Source organism: Isoptericola cucumis (genome assembly GCF_014635665.1).
GTDB lineage: Bacteria > Actinomycetota > Actinomycetes > Actinomycetales > Cellulomonadaceae > Isoptericola > Isoptericola cucumis.
Window position 1 is genome coordinate 394,925 of sequence record NZ_BMDG01000001.1, and the last position, 15,510, is coordinate 410,434.

Annotated in this window: 13 protein-coding genes; 10 read left to right on the forward strand and 3 right to left on the reverse strand. The window is 75.3% G+C overall.

Going from position 1 to position 15,510, the window contains the following annotated elements:
* Nucleotides 1-3: 3 nt before the first annotated feature.
* The 3 genes from IEW03_RS01755 (at nt 4) to IEW03_RS01765 (ending at nt 2,969) form a co-directional block, all read left to right on the forward strand.
* The gene (locus IEW03_RS01755) at nt 4-1,020 is read left to right on the forward strand and encodes an ATP-binding cassette domain-containing protein (RefSeq protein WP_188521912.1); all 1,017 of its coding nucleotides are present in this window, start codon (nt 4-6) and stop codon (nt 1,018-1,020) included.
* Nucleotides 1,017-1,838: an ABC transporter permease gene (locus IEW03_RS01760; RefSeq protein ID WP_188521913.1), complete on the forward strand. Its 822-nt coding sequence runs from the start codon at nt 1,017-1,019 to the stop codon at nt 1,836-1,838. Before IEW03_RS01755 ends, IEW03_RS01760 begins: the two co-directional genes overlap by 4 nt.
* A 99-nt stretch (nt 1,839-1,937) precedes the next feature.
* On the forward strand, nt 1,938-2,969 hold the full coding sequence (locus tag IEW03_RS01765; RefSeq protein ID WP_188521914.1) for a TetR/AcrR family transcriptional regulator: 1,032 nt from the start codon (nt 1,938-1,940) through the stop codon (nt 2,967-2,969).
* A gap of 44 nt (nt 2,970-3,013) precedes the next feature.
* Here IEW03_RS01765 and IEW03_RS01770 read toward each other — a convergent pair whose 3' ends face one another.
* The gene (locus IEW03_RS01770) at nt 3,014-3,787 is read right to left on the reverse strand and encodes an SDR family NAD(P)-dependent oxidoreductase (RefSeq protein ID WP_188521915.1); all 774 of its coding nucleotides are present in this window, start codon (nt 3,785-3,787) and stop codon (nt 3,014-3,016) included.
* A gap of 119 nt (nt 3,788-3,906) precedes the next feature.
* Here IEW03_RS01770 and IEW03_RS01775 point away from each other — a divergent pair, with 119 nt between their 5' ends.
* The 5 genes from IEW03_RS01775 to IEW03_RS01795 all read left to right on the forward strand — a co-directional run bounded on the left by IEW03_RS01775 (nt 3,907) and on the right by IEW03_RS01795 (nt 8,185).
* The gene (locus tag IEW03_RS01775; RefSeq protein ID WP_188521916.1) at nt 3,907-4,413 is read left to right on the forward strand and encodes a VOC family protein; all 507 of its coding nucleotides are present in this window, start codon (nt 3,907-3,909) and stop codon (nt 4,411-4,413) included.
* A 55-nt stretch (nt 4,414-4,468) separates the two neighbouring features.
* Nucleotides 4,469-5,275 carry a MerR family transcriptional regulator gene (locus IEW03_RS01780; protein WP_188521917.1) on the forward strand — a complete coding sequence of 269 codons (807 nt, stop codon included), beginning with the start codon at nt 4,469-4,471 and terminating at the stop codon, nt 5,273-5,275.
* A 54-nt stretch (nt 5,276-5,329) separates the two neighbouring features.
* Nucleotides 5,330-6,205 (forward strand): exodeoxyribonuclease III, encoded by an 876-nt coding sequence (locus IEW03_RS01785; RefSeq protein ID WP_188521918.1) that lies wholly within the window; start codon nt 5,330-5,332, stop codon nt 6,203-6,205.
* An 11-nt stretch (nt 6,206-6,216) separates the two neighbouring features.
* Complete coding sequence (locus IEW03_RS01790; protein WP_188521919.1) at nt 6,217-6,948, forward strand: septum formation family protein; 732 nt, start codon at nt 6,217-6,219, stop codon at nt 6,946-6,948.
* 430 nt (nt 6,949-7,378) lie between these two features.
* Nucleotides 7,379-8,185 carry a C40 family peptidase gene (locus IEW03_RS01795; protein ID WP_229737311.1) on the forward strand — a complete coding sequence of 269 codons (807 nt, stop codon included), beginning with the start codon at nt 7,379-7,381 and terminating at the stop codon, nt 8,183-8,185.
* A 99-nt stretch (nt 8,186-8,284) separates the two neighbouring features.
* Here the strand turns inward: IEW03_RS01795 and IEW03_RS01800 are convergent, their stop codons facing one another.
* Both IEW03_RS01800 and clpB read right to left on the reverse strand, forming a co-directional pair.
* On the reverse strand, nt 8,285-10,441 hold the full coding sequence (locus IEW03_RS01800) for a GMC oxidoreductase (RefSeq protein WP_188521920.1): 2,157 nt from the start codon (nt 10,439-10,441) through the stop codon (nt 8,285-8,287).
* A 115-nt stretch (nt 10,442-10,556) separates the two neighbouring features.
* Entirely contained in the window at nt 10,557-13,181 is a 2,625-nt protein-coding gene (gene clpB / locus IEW03_RS01805; protein ID WP_188521921.1) for an ATP-dependent chaperone ClpB, read from the reverse strand.
* 145 nt (nt 13,182-13,326) lie between these two features.
* On the opposite strand from clpB, the gene IEW03_RS01810 reads away from it, so the two are divergent.
* Nucleotides 13,327-14,523: an LppM family (lipo)protein gene (locus IEW03_RS01810; RefSeq protein WP_188521922.1), complete on the forward strand. Its 1,197-nt coding sequence runs from the start codon at nt 13,327-13,329 to the stop codon at nt 14,521-14,523.
* The gene (locus IEW03_RS01815) at nt 14,516-15,502 is read left to right on the forward strand and encodes an alpha/beta hydrolase (protein ID WP_188521923.1); all 987 of its coding nucleotides are present in this window, start codon (nt 14,516-14,518) and stop codon (nt 15,500-15,502) included. The genes IEW03_RS01810 and IEW03_RS01815 overlap by 8 nt, the downstream gene beginning before the upstream one ends.
* Nucleotides 15,503-15,510 lie beyond the last annotated feature (8 nt).

Here is a 15,510-nt window from a genome sequence, read left to right on the forward strand (position 1 = left end):
GCCATGAACGACCCGATGATCGCCGTGCAAGGGCTGCGCAAGTCCTACGGGCGCACCGCCGTGCTGCGCGGCGTCGACCTCACCGTCCGCCGCGGCGAGATCTTCGCGCTGCTCGGCCCGAACGGCGCCGGCAAGACCACCACCGTCAACATCCTGACCACGCTGATCCACCCGGACGGGGGCACCGCCACCATCGCCGGGGCCGACGTCGTCCGGCAGCCCGCGGCCGTCCGGCGCAGCATCGCGCTCACCGGCCAGTACGCCTCGGTCGACGAGTTCCAGACCGGCGAGGAGAACCTCGTCATGATGGCCGACCTCGCGCACCTGCCGAAGCGCACCGTGCGGCGCCGCGCGCACGAGCTGCTCGAGCGCTTCGACCTCACGGGCGCCGCCCGCCGCCGCGTCGGTACCTACTCCGGCGGGATGCGGCGGCGGCTCGACCTCGCCATCAGCCTCGTCGCCGACCCGCAGGTGCTCATGCTCGACGAGCCGACCACCGGCCTCGACCCGGCGTCGCGCTCCCAGCTGTGGGACGTGGTGCGCTCGCTGGCGGCCGACGGCACCACGATCCTCCTCACCACCCAGTACCTCGAGGAGGCCGACCGCCTCGCCGACACGATCGCCGTGCTCGCCGACGGGCAGATCGCCGCCCGCGGCACCGCGGCCGAGCTCAAGTCGCTCGTCGCCGGCGACCACGTCCGGGTCTCCTTCGACGACGCGGCCAGCGTCGCGGCCGCGCGCGGACTCGGCGTCGCCGGGATCGAGGACGCAGAGCTGGACGAGAAGGCGCTCGCCCTGACGTTCCCCAGCGCCGCACCCGTGCGCGCGATCCGCGACGTGCTCGACCGGGCGGAGTCCCGCGGCCTCGCCGTCGCGGGCGTGAGTGTCGTCAAGCCGACGCTCGACGACGTCTTCCTCGCGCTCACCGGCGGACGTCCCGCGCCGTCCACCACGAGCACCGACACCACGACCGCCGACACCACGACCGCCGACCGTTCCGCCGAGGAGGCCCTGCGATGACCACCACCCTCGCCCCGGGAGCCCGCACCGCTCCCGCCACCACCCGCACGCGGGCCGTGCGCGCCCCGCTGCGCGACGTGGCCACCATGACCCGCCGCGAGGCACGCCGCTCCCTGCGCTCGGTCGACGGCCTCATCACCGCGTTCGCGCTTCCCGTGCTCATCATGTCGGCGTTCGTCGTCGTCTTCGGCGGCGCCATCTCCGGCGGCACCGGGGGCGAGTACATCGACTACGTCGTGCCCGGGGTCCTCATCATGTGCCTGGGCATGAACTCGGCGACGGCCGCTATCGGGGTCGCGCAGGACATGACCACCGGCACGATCGACCGGTTCAAGACGTTGCCGATCTTCTCCCTGTCGGCCCTGTGGGGTCACGTCATCGCGAGCGTCGTGCGCAACCTCGCGTCTGCGGCCGTGGTGGTCCTCGTAGCGCTCGCGTACGGGTTCCGGCCCGGCGCCGACCTCGGCGACTGGCTGGGCTTCGCCGGCTTCGCGGTGCTCGCCGTGGTGACCTTCACCTGGATCTGCGTGGTGTTCGGCCTCGTCCTCAGCGTCGAGGCCTCGATGTCGGTGAGCATGATCTTCCTCTTCGTGCCCTACCTGAGCTCCGGCTTCGTGCCCGTGGACACCATGCCCGAGTGGCTGCACGGCTTCGCCCAGCACCAGCCCTTCACCCCGATCATCGAGTCCGTGCGCGGGCTGCTGATGGGCGCGCCGGACGCCTCGACGATCGTCACCGCGTGCGCGTGGCTCGTCGGCTTCCTGGTGGTGAGCGTCGTCGTCGGCGGCATCCTCTACCGCCGGCGGACCGCACGCTGAGCCCGCTGCCGCCGGTCGAGCCGGTCGGGACCGCAGCCGGGTCCCGACCGGCTCGACCCGTCGGGCGGGTTCGCGCGCGGTTTCGGGGATGATGAGCCCATGACGGACACCCCGGAGACGGACCTGCCGGAGCTCCCGCCCCAGCTCGCGCTCGCCTGGGGCGTCGCCGAACGCCCCGAGCGCGTCCCCCGGCGCGAGCTCAGCATCGAGCGGATCGTCGAGGCCGCGGTCGAGATCGCCGACGCCGAGGGCCTCGCCGGGGTGTCGATGGCCCGGGTCGCGAAGAGTCTCGGCTTCACGACCATGTCGCTCTACCGGTACGTCACGAGCAAGGACGACCTGCTGCTGCTCATGCAGGAGCTCGCGCTCGACGTCGAGTTCCCGCCGGCCCACGAACCTGCCGACTGGCGCGCCGAGCTGCGGGAGTGGGCGCTCTTCACCCTCGCGATCTACCGGCAGCACTCGTGGATCATCGACGTCCCGGTGACCGGTGCACCGATGACGCCCAGCAACCTGCTGGCGCTGGACAAGGGCCTGCGCGCGCTGCGCTCCACGCCCCTGGCCGACGACGAGAAGATCGCCACGATCCTCCTCACCAGCGGGTACTCACGGAACGCCGCCCACCTCGGCCGCGACCTGGACAAGGCGGTCGCCGACGCGGGGGGCGACGACGGCGTCCTCGGACCGGAGTTCGGCGACACGCTGCGCCACCTCGTGGACGAGGTGCGGTTCCCGTACCTGCGCCCGCTGGTGGAACGGGGCTCCTACGTGCCGACCGACGAGGGCCTCAACCAGATCGACGACGTCGAGTGGGGCCTGGAGCGGCTGCTCGACGGCGTCGCGGCGTACGTCGAGCAGAAGCCCGCCGTCGCCGCGGGCGAGGCCCCGGCCGGCACCGGCGGCACGGCGCACGCCACGGACCCGGACGTCGCCGACGCGACGTCCCTCGTGGGCCTCTACGCCTCGGACGCGAGGGTGAAGAAGGCCGCCGCGAAGCGCAAGGAGGCCGACAAGCGCGTCCGCGAGGCGCAGAAGAAGGTGCGCGAGCTGGAGAAGGCGGCCCGCGACGCGCGCAAGGCGGAGGCCGAGGTGGCGAAGGCCGCCGCCGAGCGGGCCCGCGACACCGACTGACGAGCGGCCGGCTCAGCGGGTCAGAGGCTCAGCAGGTCAGAGGCTCAGCGGTACTTGCCGACCGCGCGGACGACGCCGCGCGGGGCGACGCGCAGCAGCGCCGAGGCCGCCTTGTACCGCACGGACGGCGTCGAGATGACGACGCCGCGGCGCACGTCCGCGAGCGCCTCCGACACCACGGCGGGGGCCTGCAGCCAGCCGATCTCGGGGACCGCGCTCATGTCGACGTCCGCCCGGTCGTGGAACTCGGTGCGGGTGAACCCCGGGCAGACGACCGTCGCCGTGACGCCGGTGCCCTTCAGCTCGACGGCGAGCCCCTCGGTGAAGGACCGCACGTAGGACTTCGCGGCCGCGTACGTGCCGCCGGCGGTGAGTGCCGCCACCGAGGCCACATTGAGGATCGCGCCCCGGCCGCGGGCGGTCATCTGGCCGGCCGCCGCGTGGGAGAGGACGACGACGGCCCGCACCATGACGTCGAGCGCGGCCAGCTCCGTCTCGAGGTCGCCCCCGACGAAGCGCTGCGCCGTCGCGAAGCCGGCGTTGTTGACCAGCAGCCCGACCGGACGGCGGTCGTCGCCGTCCTCGTCGCCCGTGACCGCGAGCCGCTCGGCGACCCGGGCCGTGTCCTCCGGGCGCGACAGGTCGGCGGCCAGCACCTCGACGCGCACGCCCGCGGCGGCACGCACCTGGTTCGCGACCCGCTCCAGCCGGTCGGCGTCGCGGGCCACCAGCACCACGTCGTGGCGCGCGGTGGCGAGCTGCCAGGTGAACTCCAGTCCGAGTCCGGCGGTGGCGCCGGTGACGAGCGCGGTTCCCATGGGGGCAGCCTAGAGCGTCCGGCGCGCGGCCAGGACCGCGACCCTCCCGGCGGCCCCGGTGCCCGCCCGGTCGCCGCGGGACTTGACCCTCACGCGACGTCAGGCTCCAGGCTGGCCGCATGACCGACACCTTCCCCGCCTTCTCCGTCAGCCCCGTCCCCCTGCCCGGACCCGGCGTGCAGCCGCCCGAGCTGTTCCGCGGCATCTACGGCATGCCGATGTTCGTCAACGTCCCGACCCACGACCTCGAGGCGTCCACCGACTTCTGGGTGAACGGCCTCGGCTTCTTCGAGTTCTTCGCCGCGCCGGGGACCGTCGTGCACCTGCGCCGGTGGGCGTTCCAGGACGTGCTGCTCGTGCCCGCCGCTCCGGCAACCGAGGCCGGCCCGCTGAGCGTGAGCTTCTCCTGCGTGCAGGGTGAGATCGACGAGATCGCGGCCGCGTGCGAGCGCGTCGCGCCCGGCTCCACCACGGGACCGCGGGTGCAGCCGTGGGGCACCCTGGACCTGGAGGTCGTGACCCCCGAGCGGACGCGGGTCGTCATGACCGCGGCACGGCCGTGGGACCCGAGCAGCCCGGAGGCCCAGCACGTGCGCGACGAGCTGGGCTTCGGCGCCGAGGGATGACCCCGCGGTCCCCGCAGGGCGCGCGCCGGTCGTCACGGCGGGCAGACTGGGCGCCATGACGTCCCGAGCCGCGCCCGGCGCCGACGGCCTGACCGTCGGCGCCGCGGCGCGGGCCGCGGGCGTCACCGTGCGCACGCTGCACCACTGGGACGCCGTCGGCCTGGTGCGGCCGTCCGCGCGCACGGCCGCCGGGTACCGCCTGTACACGGCGTCGGACCTGGCGCGCGTGCACCGCGTGGTGCTGTACCGGGAGCTCGACGTGCCCCTCGAGGAGATCGGCGCGCTGCTCGACGCCCCGGAGGGGGCGGACGCGTCGCTGCGCCGCCAGCGCGACCTGGTCCGCGAGCGCCTGCGCCGCCTGGAGCGCTCGGCCGGCGCGCTGGACCGGCTGATCGAGGCGCGCGAGCGCGGGGTCCTGCTGTCCCCCGAGGAGCAGGTCGCCGTGTTCGGCGAGAGCTGGCAGCCGTCGTGGGCCGCCGGGGCCCGCGAGCGGTGGGGCGACACCGACCAGTGGGCCCAGTTCGCCGAGCGCGCGGCCGAGCGCTCGGCCGAGGACTGGGCGGCGGTCGCGGCCGAGGCCGAGGCCGTCCTCGCCGCGCTCGCCGACGCCATGGGCCGCGGCGTGCGGCCCGGCAGCGCGGAGGCGGACGCCCTCGCCGAGCGGCACCGCGCGTCGCTCGGCGCGTACTTCGACGTCACGCACGCCCGGCACGCCCTCATCGCGCGCCTGTACGCGACGGACGCCGACTTCACCGCGAACCACGACGCGGTCCGGCCCGGCCTGACGGCCTGGCTGCTCGACGTGATCGACGAGAACGCCCGCGCGCACGGCGTCGACCCGGACACCGCGACGTGGGAGTGACATGGGTGGGCGCCGGTGGGAGTGACGTGTCTGTGCGCCGGTAGCCTGGCGACCGTGCGCCTCGCCACCTGGAACGTGAACTCCGTCCGTGCCCGCGTCGACCGCGTGGTCGCCTTCCTGGAGCGGTCGCAGACCGACGTCCTGGCGATCCAGGAGACCAAGTGCCGCGACGAGCAGTTCCCGGTCGCGGCGTTCGAGGCCGCCGGGTACGAGGTGGCGCACGTGGGCCACTCCGCGTGGAACGGCGTCGCGATCGCCTCGCGGGTGGGCATCGCCGACGTGGCGACGTCGTTCCCCGGCCAGCCCGGCTTCGCGAAGCCCACCGCCCCGGCCGCCACCGACGACGCCCCCGCCGAGGCCCCCGAGCCGGAGCCGGCCGCCCTGCTCGACGTGCCCCCGCCCGTCGAGGCCCGGGCGCTGGGCGCCACCTGCGGCGGGGTGCGCGTGTGGTCGCTGTACGTGCCGCACGGCCGCGCGATCGGCGACCCGCACTACGCCTACAAGCTCGCGTGGCTCGGTGCGCTGCGCGACGCCGCCGCGGGCTGGCTCGACGCCGACCCCGCGGCGCAGGTCGCGCTGATGGGCGACTGGAACGTCATCCCGCTCGACACCGACGTCTACGACCCGGCCGCCTTCGCCGGGCACACGCACGTCACGCCCGCCGAGCGGGAGGCCTTCGCCGCGTTCGCGGACGCCGGCTACACGGAGGTGACCCGGCAGCACCTGCCCGCCGAGCACACCTACACCTACTGGGACTACCAGCAGCTCGCCTTCCCCCGGAACAAGGGCCTGCGCATCGACTTCGCCTACGCCTCGCCGCGCCTCGCCGACCGGGTGACCGGGGTGGTCATCGACCGCGACGAGCGCAAGGGCAAGGGCGCGAGCGACCATGTCCCGGTCGTCCTCGACGTCGCCGCCCCCGCGACCTGACGGGAGGGCGCATGAGCAGCGACGACCACCCCACGTCCCCGCAGGACCGCGACCGCCCCGACGCCCCCGACCGTGCCGCCGAGCCCGCCGAGCCCGCCGAGCCGACCTTCGCCTCGCCCACCCCGGCGGGCGTGCTGCCCGCCGGCGGGCTGGACGACGTCCGCCTGCCGGCCACCGGCGACGGCCCTCCCGGGCGGCCCGGCCACGGGCCGGCGGCGTCCGCGCCCGCCACGTCCGGCGGGCCCGCGCCGGGAGACGTCGGGCGACGACGTGTCCTGCTCGCGACCGGCGCCGTCGTCGCGCTCGCCCTCGTCGCCGCCGGCGTCGCCCTGGGCGTCGACGCCGCCCGGAGCCGCGCGTGGGAGCCGGTGAGCGCCGACGTCCCCGAGGCCCTCGAGGTGAACTCGGTGCAGCTGGTCCTCGGCTCGTGCGTCGCCGAGCTGCCCGCCGACGGGGCGGTGGAGCGGGTCACCGTGGTGCCGTGCGACGACCCGCACGAGGCCCAGGTCGTGGGACGGACGGACGCGTCGCCGGACGCCGTCTGGCCGGGCGACCAGGACGCCGGCGCGAGGGCGCGGGCGTCCTGCGGGCCGCCGCTGCTCGGGGCGCAGGGCCGCCGGGAGGCGGACGGGCTGCGGTTCGTCGTCTGGGCACCGAGCGAGGCGTCGTGGGAGGCCGGCGACCGCACCAGCCTGTGCCTCGCGTCGTCGGACCCGGCCGAGACCGGGTCGCTGCTGCGCTGAGCGGTCCGGCCGGAGCCCGGAGTGACCTTCGTCACACGACATGCCGAACCGCGGTGCCGGGTAGGTCCGTGAATGCCCCGAGTCGTCCTGGGCCGACGCCGCACCCCTCGCCGTCGCGGCGACGCGCCGGGCGTTATCCGAACGTGACCCGCGAGGGTCGCCGGGGTTAGCGTCCTTCGACCGCTCGCGACGCTCGCGAACGGCAGACGGGGCGCAGCCGAGTGCTGCCGGCGCTCCGATCACCGACGAACCTCACGGCAGCAACGGGAGAACCACCTTTCGGCCGGGCCCGGCGACACGTCGCCGGACACGGTCTCGGGGTTAAGCGGTCTCGTCCGCACGTCCGACTGGGTCGGACAGGCGGCAGACGGCGGGCCAACGATCTCGGCCTCACCCGACAGCTCATCTCGTAGGCTCGAGAGGTCACCACATGTCCACCTCCCTCGATCAGCCGCGCCCTGCGGCTGTCGCCGCCTCGCGCCCGCGACGCGCCGTCGTCGCTCTCGGCCTCGTCGCCGCCCTCACCGGCGGCGGCCTCGTCGCCACCGCAGGCCAGGCCTCCGCCGCCCCGGCCCCCACCGCCGTGCAGGCCGCGGCCAAGGCCACCCCGAAGACCAGCCTCTCCGTGTCGAAGCACCGGATCACCGCCGGCACGGGCACGCGCCCCGTGTTCAAGGTCAAGGTCTCGCACGCCGGCAAGGCCGCCGCCGGCAAGGTGCGGCTCCGCATCAGCGGCAAGAGCGTCCAGGTCAAGACGCTCCACCGCGGCAAGGCCACCTTCTCGCCCTCCTCCGCGCACTACCGCCACGGCAAGAACAAGGCGCGCGTGGTCGTGAACCCCTCGAAGAGCTCGCTGCGGAGCACCTCGACCCGCACGGTCGGCATCCGGGCGAACAAGCTGAGCCGCGGCGCCAAGATCGTCCGCGTCGCGAAGGCGCAGGTCGGCGACCGCTACCGGTACGGCGCCAACGGCCCGAGCGCCTTCGACTGCTCCGGCCTGACGAAGTACGTGTACAAGAAGGCCGTCGGCAAGACGCTGCCCCGCTCCTCGTCCGCGCAGCGCAGCGCCGGCAAGGCCGTGTCCCGCAAGAACGCCAGGCCCGGCGACCTCATCTACACGCCGGGTCACGTGGCCGTCTACATCGGCAAGGGCAAGCAGGTCGAGGCCGCCCGCCCGGGCGTCGGCGTCGTCAAGCGCCACATCTGGCAGGACAACCCGCGGTTCATCCGCATGTGACCCTCCCCGCACGCACGGACGGCCCTCCCCGGGATCTCGGGGAGGGCCGTCCGTGCGTCGAGGGCCGTGCGGCTCGGCCGTCGCCGGTCCGTCATCCGGTCAGGGGACGTGTCGGCCGACGCCGCGCCGTGTCAGGGCCGAGCCCACGAAGAAGGACGCGAAGCGCAGCAGCGCCCGGGCGCGCCGCGGCCCGGTGAACCCCGTGCCGCGCAGGGCCAGCACCAGGCGGGCGACGGAGGCGGGGCCGATGACGAGCACGACCCGGCGGGTCTCCTGACCCGCGGTGAGCTCGAGCCGCAGGGTGGTCAGGCCCACCAGGAGGCCGACCGGGTCGCGGTACCGCACGTGCTTGGTGCCGCGGGCCCGCCAGCGCCGGCCCTGGTCGTCGGCGAACTCGAGGTCGTACGCCATGGCCTCCGACCCGTCGTCCGGGAACAGGTGCAGGACGCCGGAGACCGGGGCGGCGCGGGCGAGGCCCGGCGCCTCGATCTCGCCCTCCACCCGGACCGGGTGCCCGGGGTCGCGCAGGAACGGCTCCATGCCGGGCACGGTCGCCCGCAGCGTCAGGACGACGCGCCGCCCCGGCCGGTCGCGCGAGACCATCCGTTCGTCGAACCGGACGCCGTCGCCGGCGGTCTCGGCCCGGCGGCGCGCCATGGCGGTGGTGGCGGCGTCCTCGGGGACGTCCCGCGGGCGCACGTCGTCCCACTCCGGCGCGCGCCATCCCGGGCGGGAGGCGCGGACGACGCCCTCGACGGCGCGCTCGGTGACGGCGAGGATCGTCGCCGACGGGTTGACCCCCGTGGAGGACGGCAGCACCGACCCGTCCATCACGAACAGGCCCGGCGCGCCGTGCACCTCGCCGAGGTCGTCCACGACCCCCGCGTCACGATCGACCCCCGCCGGGACGCCGCCGAGCGGGTGCACCGTGGTGGTCCGGCGCAGCAGCGACCAGGTCACCGGGGTCCGCACCGCCGACCCGAGGCTGCGTGCCACGAGCGGCCCCACCCTCCCCTGGGCGCGGTAGAGCCGCGCGGTCGTGGACCTGCTCCGGTGGCGCCAGTCCAGGACGGCCCGCCCGTGCCGGTCGAGCCGCAGCCGGCCGTCGCCGGCGTCGTGCCCCATCGACAGCAGCGCGAAGGCCTGGCGCGGGTCGAGGCCGCGGAGCCGGCGCCACCGGGAGCGCAGGCCCCGGGCTGGCAGCGTCTCGTCGAGCAGGCGCCGCAGCGCGAGCGGGTAGGCGCCGTCCTGCACCTGGAACCAGGCGGACCCGCGCCCCTCGGGCACGTCGAGCACGGTGGTGGTCGTGATGGTGGGCCCGGTCGTCAGGTCGCCGTCGGAACGCCGGCCCCGGGCGAGCGCGAGGAAGTCACCGTTGCCGGAGAACCCCTCCCCCAGACGCGGCGAGAGGTCGGGCAGGGTGCCGTCCACGTCACGCGCCCGGAGCAGCAGCTCGGTGGTGGCCACCGCGCCCGCCGCGAGGACGACCCGCGGCGCCCGGAAGACGCGCGGCGGCGCGTCCGGGTCCGACGGCGTCCGCACGGTCACCGCGTACCCGTCGCCGTCGCGCGCGATGCCGGTGACCTCGGCGTCCGTGACGCCGGTGGCGCCGGCCCGCTCGGCGACGGCGAGGTACGTGTGGTCGAGCGAGTTCTTGGCGCCGTGGTTGCAGCCCAGCACGCACTCCCCGACGAAGGCGCAGCCGCGGCGAGGGACGCCGTGCGCGTTGGGGCGCCACGTGTCGACGTCGCCGAACGTCACGGCGAGGTTCGGCGTGAACGACCCCTCGGCGACGTCCATCGGGGAGACGAGGCGCTCCACCATCGCCTGCCGGTCCGGGGGCCGCCCCGTCCTCGGGTCGGCGGTGACCGGCCGCACCTGCAGCATGTGCGCCGCGAGGTCGTAGTACGGGTCGAGCTCGCCGCGGCGCAGGTGCGCCGGCCAGCGAGCCTCCAGCGTGGCGTCCGCCGGGCGAGCGAACACGTTGGCGTAGACGAGGGAGCCGCCGCCCCAGCCCGCCCCCTGCACGGCGCCCATCCCGTCGAGCCAGCGGATGTCGTACAGGCCGTGGCCGGCCTCCCACAACCATCCGTCCTCGACGCGGGGGCCGCGCGGGAACTCCCCCTGCGCCCAGCGGCGGCCGCGCTCGAGGACGAGCACGCCGAACCCCGCCTGCGCGAACCGGGCCGCCGCGACGGCGCCGCCGAACCCGCTGCCGACGACGATCACGTCGGGGCTCGGCTGCGTGCTCGTCATGGGCCCTCTCGGGTGGCGGCGCGGGGGCGGCGCCCGTCAGGACGCCGCGTGACCCTGGTCACGGGCCGGACTCATCGTAGGTTCCGCCCTCCGCGCCTGTCACCCGGCCGCGCGGTCACACGACCGCGGGCGCCGCGACCACCAGCCCCGCGGCGTCGGGCGCGCGGTCCACGACGACGGTGTCACCGTCGGCGACCTCCCCCGCCAGCAGGAGCTTCGCGAGCCGGTCGCCGATCTCGCGCTGCACCAGGCGGCGCAGCGGGCGGGCGCCGTACGCCGGGTCGAAGCCCTCGAGCGCCAGCCACTCGCGCGCGGCGGACGTGACCTCCACCGTGATGCGCCGGTCTGCGAGCCGGCGGGCGAACGCCTCGACCTGCAGGTCGACGATCCGGCCCAGCTCGTCCACGCTCAGCGCGTCGAAGACGACCACGTCGTCGAGCCGGTTGAGGAACTCCGGCTTGAACGACGCCCGCACGGCCTGCATCACGGCCTCGTGCTTCGCCTCGTCGGCCAGCGTCGGGTCGACGAGGAACTGCGAACCGAGGTTCGACGTCAGCACGAGGATCGTGGAGCGGAAGTCCACCGTGCGGCCCTGGCCGTCGGTGAGCCGGCCGTCGTCGAGCACCTGCAGCAGGATGTCGAAGACCTCCGGGTGCGCCTTCTCCACCTCGTCCAGCAGGACGACGGAGTACGGGCGCCGGCGCACCGCCTCGGTGAGCTGGCCGCCCTCCTCGTAGCCGACGTAGCCGGGGGGCGCCCCGACCAGCCGTGCCACGGAGTGCTTCTCCGCGTACTCCGACATGTCGATGCGCACCATGGCGCGCTCGTCGTCGAACAAGAAGTCCGCGAGCGACTTGGCGAGCTCCGTCTTGCCGACACCCGTGGGCCCGAGGAACAGGAACGAGCCCGTCGGCCGGTCGGGGTCGGCGACCCCGGACCGCGAGCGCCGCACCGCGTCGGACACGGCGCGCACCGCGTCGCGCTGGCCGATGAGCCGCTCACCGATGACGTCCTCCATGTGCAGGAGCTTCTCGGACTCGCCCTGCAGCATGCGCCCCGCGGGGATGCCCGTCCAGGCGGAGACGACCTCGGCGATCTCGTCGGCGCCGACCTTGTCGGCGATCATCGGTGCCTCCTGGGCGACGTCGCCGGCCTCCGCGGACGCGTCCGTCGACGCCTCGGCGCGCTCGGCGTCCACCAGCTCGCGCTCCACGGCGGGGATCTCGCCGTACTGGACGCGCGCGGCGCCCTCGAGGTCGCCCTCGCGCAGCTTGCGCTCGGCGTCGCTGCGCAGCGCGTCGAGGCGGGCGCGCAGGTCGCCGACGCGGTTGTGCCCGGCCTTCTCGGACTCCCAGCGCGCGGTGAGCCCGGCGAGCTCCTCGCGCTTGTCCGCCAGGTCGGCCCGCAGCCGCTCGAGCCGGTCGACGCTCGCCGCGTCGGTGGACTCGCTGAGCACGACCTCCTCCATCTCGAGGCGCGTCACGGCGCGCTGCAGCTCGTCGATCTCGATGGGCGAGGAGTCGAGCTCCATGCGCAGGCGGCTGGCGGCCTCGTCGACCAGGTCGATGGCCTTGTCGGGAAGCTGGCGGCCCGTGATGAAGCGGTCGGACAGGGACGCCGCGGCCACGAGCGCGGAGTCGGCGATCGTCACCTTGTGGTGCGCCTCGTACCGCTCCTTGAGCCCGCGCAGGATGGCGACGGTGTCCTCGACGGACGGCTCGCCGACGAAGACCTGCTGGAAGCGTCGCTCCAGGGCCGGGTCCTTCTCGATGTGCTCGCGGTACTCGTCGAGCGTCGTGGCGCCGACCATCCGCAGCTCGCCGCGGGCGAGCATGGGCTTGAGCATGTTGCCCGCGTCCATGGCGCCCTCGCCGCCGGCGCCCGCGCCGACGACGGTGTGCAGCTCGTCGATGAACGTCACGACCTCGCCGTCGGAGGCGGTGATCTCCTCCAGGACGGCCTTGAGCCGCTCCTCGAACTCGCCGCGGTACTTGGCGCCCGCGACCATCCCCGCGAGGTCGAGCGCGACGAGGCGCTTGCCCTGCAGGGAGTCGGGGACGTCGCCGGCGACGATCCGCTGGGCGAGGCCCTCGACGACGGCGGTCTTGCCGACGCCGGGCTCGCCGATGAGCACGGGGTTGTTCTTGGTGCGGCGGCTGAGCACCTGCACGACGCGGCGGATCTCCGAGTCACGCCCGATGACGGGGTCGAGCTTCCCGTCGCGCGCGGCCTGCGTGAGGTCCGAGCCGTACTGCTCGAGCGCCTTGTAGGTGCCCTCGGGGTTGGGGGTGGTCACACGGCCGGAGCCGCGGACGGCGGGCAGCGCGGCGCGCAGGGCGTCGGCGGTGGCGCCGGCGCCGGTGAGCGCCTGGGCGGCGGACGACTGCCCGGCCGCGATCGCGATGAGCAGGTGCTCGGTCGAGACGTACTCGTCGCCGAGCGCCTCGGCCTCCTTGCCCGCGAGCTCGAGCACGGTGGTCGTGGCACGCGACGCCCGCGGCTCGGCGACGGCGGAGCCGCTGGCGGCGGGCAGCGCGACGAGGGCCGCACGGGTGCGCTGACCGATCTGCTGGGGGTCGGCGCCGACGGCCTCGAGCAGGCCGACGGCGACGCCGCCGCTCTGCTGGAGCAGGGCGGCGAGCACGTGCACGGGCTCGAGCTGCGGGTTGCCGGCCGCCGACGCCGTCTGGACGGCGTCGCCGAGCGCCTGCTGCGACATGGTCGTGAGCTTGATGTCCATGGGACCTCCGGTCTGGCTGGGGAAACGCAGGAAACGTCTGCCAGGAGCAACCTCGGCGAGGTTGAGTCTATTCCACTCAACTTTGCTCGCAAGCGCTGGTCCCGCACGGGTGGCCGGGGTCCCGCGCCTGCGAGATGCTGACCCGGTGAACACTCCGACCCGAGGCGTGCGCCGCCTCCGCACCGCGCTCGCGGCCCTGCTCGCCGCCGTCGGCCTCGTCGCCCTCGCGGGCTGCATGAAGGTCGACATGGACATGACCCTGTCGGAGGACGACACCGTCTCCGGGTCGATGGTCATGGCGATCTCCAACCAGCTCGCCGAGACCATGGGCATGGAGCCCGGCCAGCTCTGGGACCAGGCGGGCGGGGAGCTCCAGCAGGACCTGCCCGAGGGTGCCACGCAGGAGCCGTACTCCGACGACGAGTACACGGGCTCGGAGTTCACGTTCACGGACGCCCCGATCGAGAACTTCTCGGGCGGCGGCGCCGAGGACCTCTCCATCACGCGCGAGGGCGACGAGTACGTCGTCACCGGGACCATGGACCTGTCCGAGGGTGCCGACCAGCTCGGTTCCATGCCGGACGGCGTCAAGGACTCCTTCGACGTCCGGATCGCGGTGACGTTCCCCGGGCCCGTCGGCGAGACCAACGGCACGGTCGACGGCAACACCGTGGTGTGGACGCCGCAGCTCGGCGAGACCACCGAGATCCAGGCGCGGGGTGCGGCCGAGGCGGGCAGCAGCTTCCCGTGGTGGCTCGTCGGGCTCGTCGTCGGGGTGCTCGTCCTCGCGCTCGTCGTGGTCCTCGTCGTGCGCTCGCGGCGCTCCGGCGCCGCCGCCACCGCGCCGCAGGCGGGGCCGGGCGCCGGGCCCGGCGCCGCGTTCGGCGCGGCACCGATGGCCGACCCGGGCACCACCCCCGGCAGCGGCACCGGGCCGACGGCGGAGGAGCAGGTCTTCGGCACGCGCCCGGCCTCCGCGCCGGAGCCGACGGCGCCGCCCGCCGCGGCACCGGCCCCCACGACCGGCCCCGTCCCCGAGCCGCTCGAGCCCGGCCCCGCCCCGGAGCCCACGGAGCCGGGCCCTGGCCAGGACGGCGGCACCGGCCCGGTCCCGGAGCCCCTGGAGCCCGCCGAGCCCCGACCCGCCACCGAGCCCACCGCCCCGGTGCCGCCGTCGGAGCCCGCTGAGCCGGTGCAGCCCACGGAGCCCCCGACACGACCGGTCGAGCCCCACGACCCGACCCGGCCGGTCGACCCGACGACGCCGGAGACGCCATCGCCGGAGACGCCGTCGCCGGAGACCCCCGAGCGCCGGCCGACCGATCCTCCGCAGGGTGCCTGACCGGCCGGAGCCGGCGCGCGGGGCGTGGCGCCCCGACGTCCTCGGCCCCGACTTCGAGGCGCGCACCCTGCCGCTGCCGGGCGGCGCGGAGGCCACGCTGGTGCGCCACGTCCCGTCCACGCCCGACGGCCCGGGCGACGACCCCGCGCGCGTCGCGGTGCTGTACGTGCACGGTTTCGTCGACTACTTCTTCCACCCCCACGTGGCACGCGCCGTCGCCGACCGGGGCCACGCCTTCTACGCCGTCGACCTGCGCGGCCACGGGCGGTCCCTGGCGGCGCACACGGCCGCCGGCCACGACCCGAACCTGGTGACCGACCTCGCGCTGTACGCCCAGGACCTCGACGCGGCGGCCGCCGTCGTCCGCGGTGCCGGGCACGAGCGGCTCGTCGTCCTGGGCCACTCGACGGGTGGGCTGATTGCCCCGCTGTGGGCGAACGGCCGCCCGGGCCGTGCCGACGCGCTCGTGCTCAACAGCCCCTGGTTGGAGCTCAACGAGGGCTGGTTCGAGCGCGTCCCGGCGACCTGGGCGATCGACGTGGGCGGGCGCGTCGCGCCGCGGCTCGTGGTCGGCAGGCTCGGCGAGCACTACGGCGGGGCCCTGCACCGCACGACGGGCGGCGCGTGGGACTACGACCTGGCGTGGAAGCCGCGCGAAGGCTTCCCGGTCCGCTCCGCATGGCTGCGCACGGTGCGGCGCGCGCACCGCCGCGTCGCCCGCGGCCTCGACCTGACGATCCCGGTGCTCGTCCTCACCTCGGCCCGGTCCGGCCCGGCGCGCCGGTGGCACCCCGAGCTGGTCACGACCGACTCGGTGCTGGACGTCGCGCAGATTGCGGACCGCGCGCCGCGGCTCGGCACCGACGTCACCCTCGTCCCCGTCCCGGGCGGCGCGCACGACCTCGCCCTCTCCCCCGAGCCGGCGCGGAGCGCCTACCTGTCCGCCGTCCTGGACTGGGTCGACACGCACGTCCCGTGACCGCCACG

Coding starts and splice junctions, on each gene's coding strand:
- IEW03_RS01755 (WP_188521912.1), top strand. CDS start 4: ATGAACGACCCGATGATCGCCGTGCAAGGGCTGCGCAAGTCCTACGGG.
- IEW03_RS01760 (WP_188521913.1), top strand. CDS start 1,017: ATGACCACCACCCTCGCCCCGGGAGCCCGCACCGCTCCCGCCACCACC.
- IEW03_RS01765 (WP_188521914.1), top strand. CDS start 1,938: ATGACGGACACCCCGGAGACGGACCTGCCGGAGCTCCCGCCCCAGCTC.
- IEW03_RS01770 (WP_188521915.1), bottom strand. CDS start 3,787: ATGGGAACCGCGCTCGTCACCGGCGCCACCGCCGGACTCGGACTGGAG.
- IEW03_RS01775 (WP_188521916.1), top strand. CDS start 3,907: ATGACCGACACCTTCCCCGCCTTCTCCGTCAGCCCCGTCCCCCTGCCC.
- IEW03_RS01780 (WP_188521917.1), top strand. CDS start 4,469: ATGACGTCCCGAGCCGCGCCCGGCGCCGACGGCCTGACCGTCGGCGCC.
- IEW03_RS01790 (WP_188521919.1), top strand. CDS start 6,217: ATGAGCAGCGACGACCACCCCACGTCCCCGCAGGACCGCGACCGCCCC.
- IEW03_RS01795 (WP_229737311.1), top strand. CDS start 7,379: ATGTCCACCTCCCTCGATCAGCCGCGCCCTGCGGCTGTCGCCGCCTCG.
- IEW03_RS01800 (WP_188521920.1), bottom strand. CDS start 10,441: ATGACGAGCACGCAGCCGAGCCCCGACGTGATCGTCGTCGGCAGCGGG.
- clpB (WP_188521921.1), bottom strand. CDS start 13,181: ATGGACATCAAGCTCACGACCATGTCGCAGCAGGCGCTCGGCGACGCC.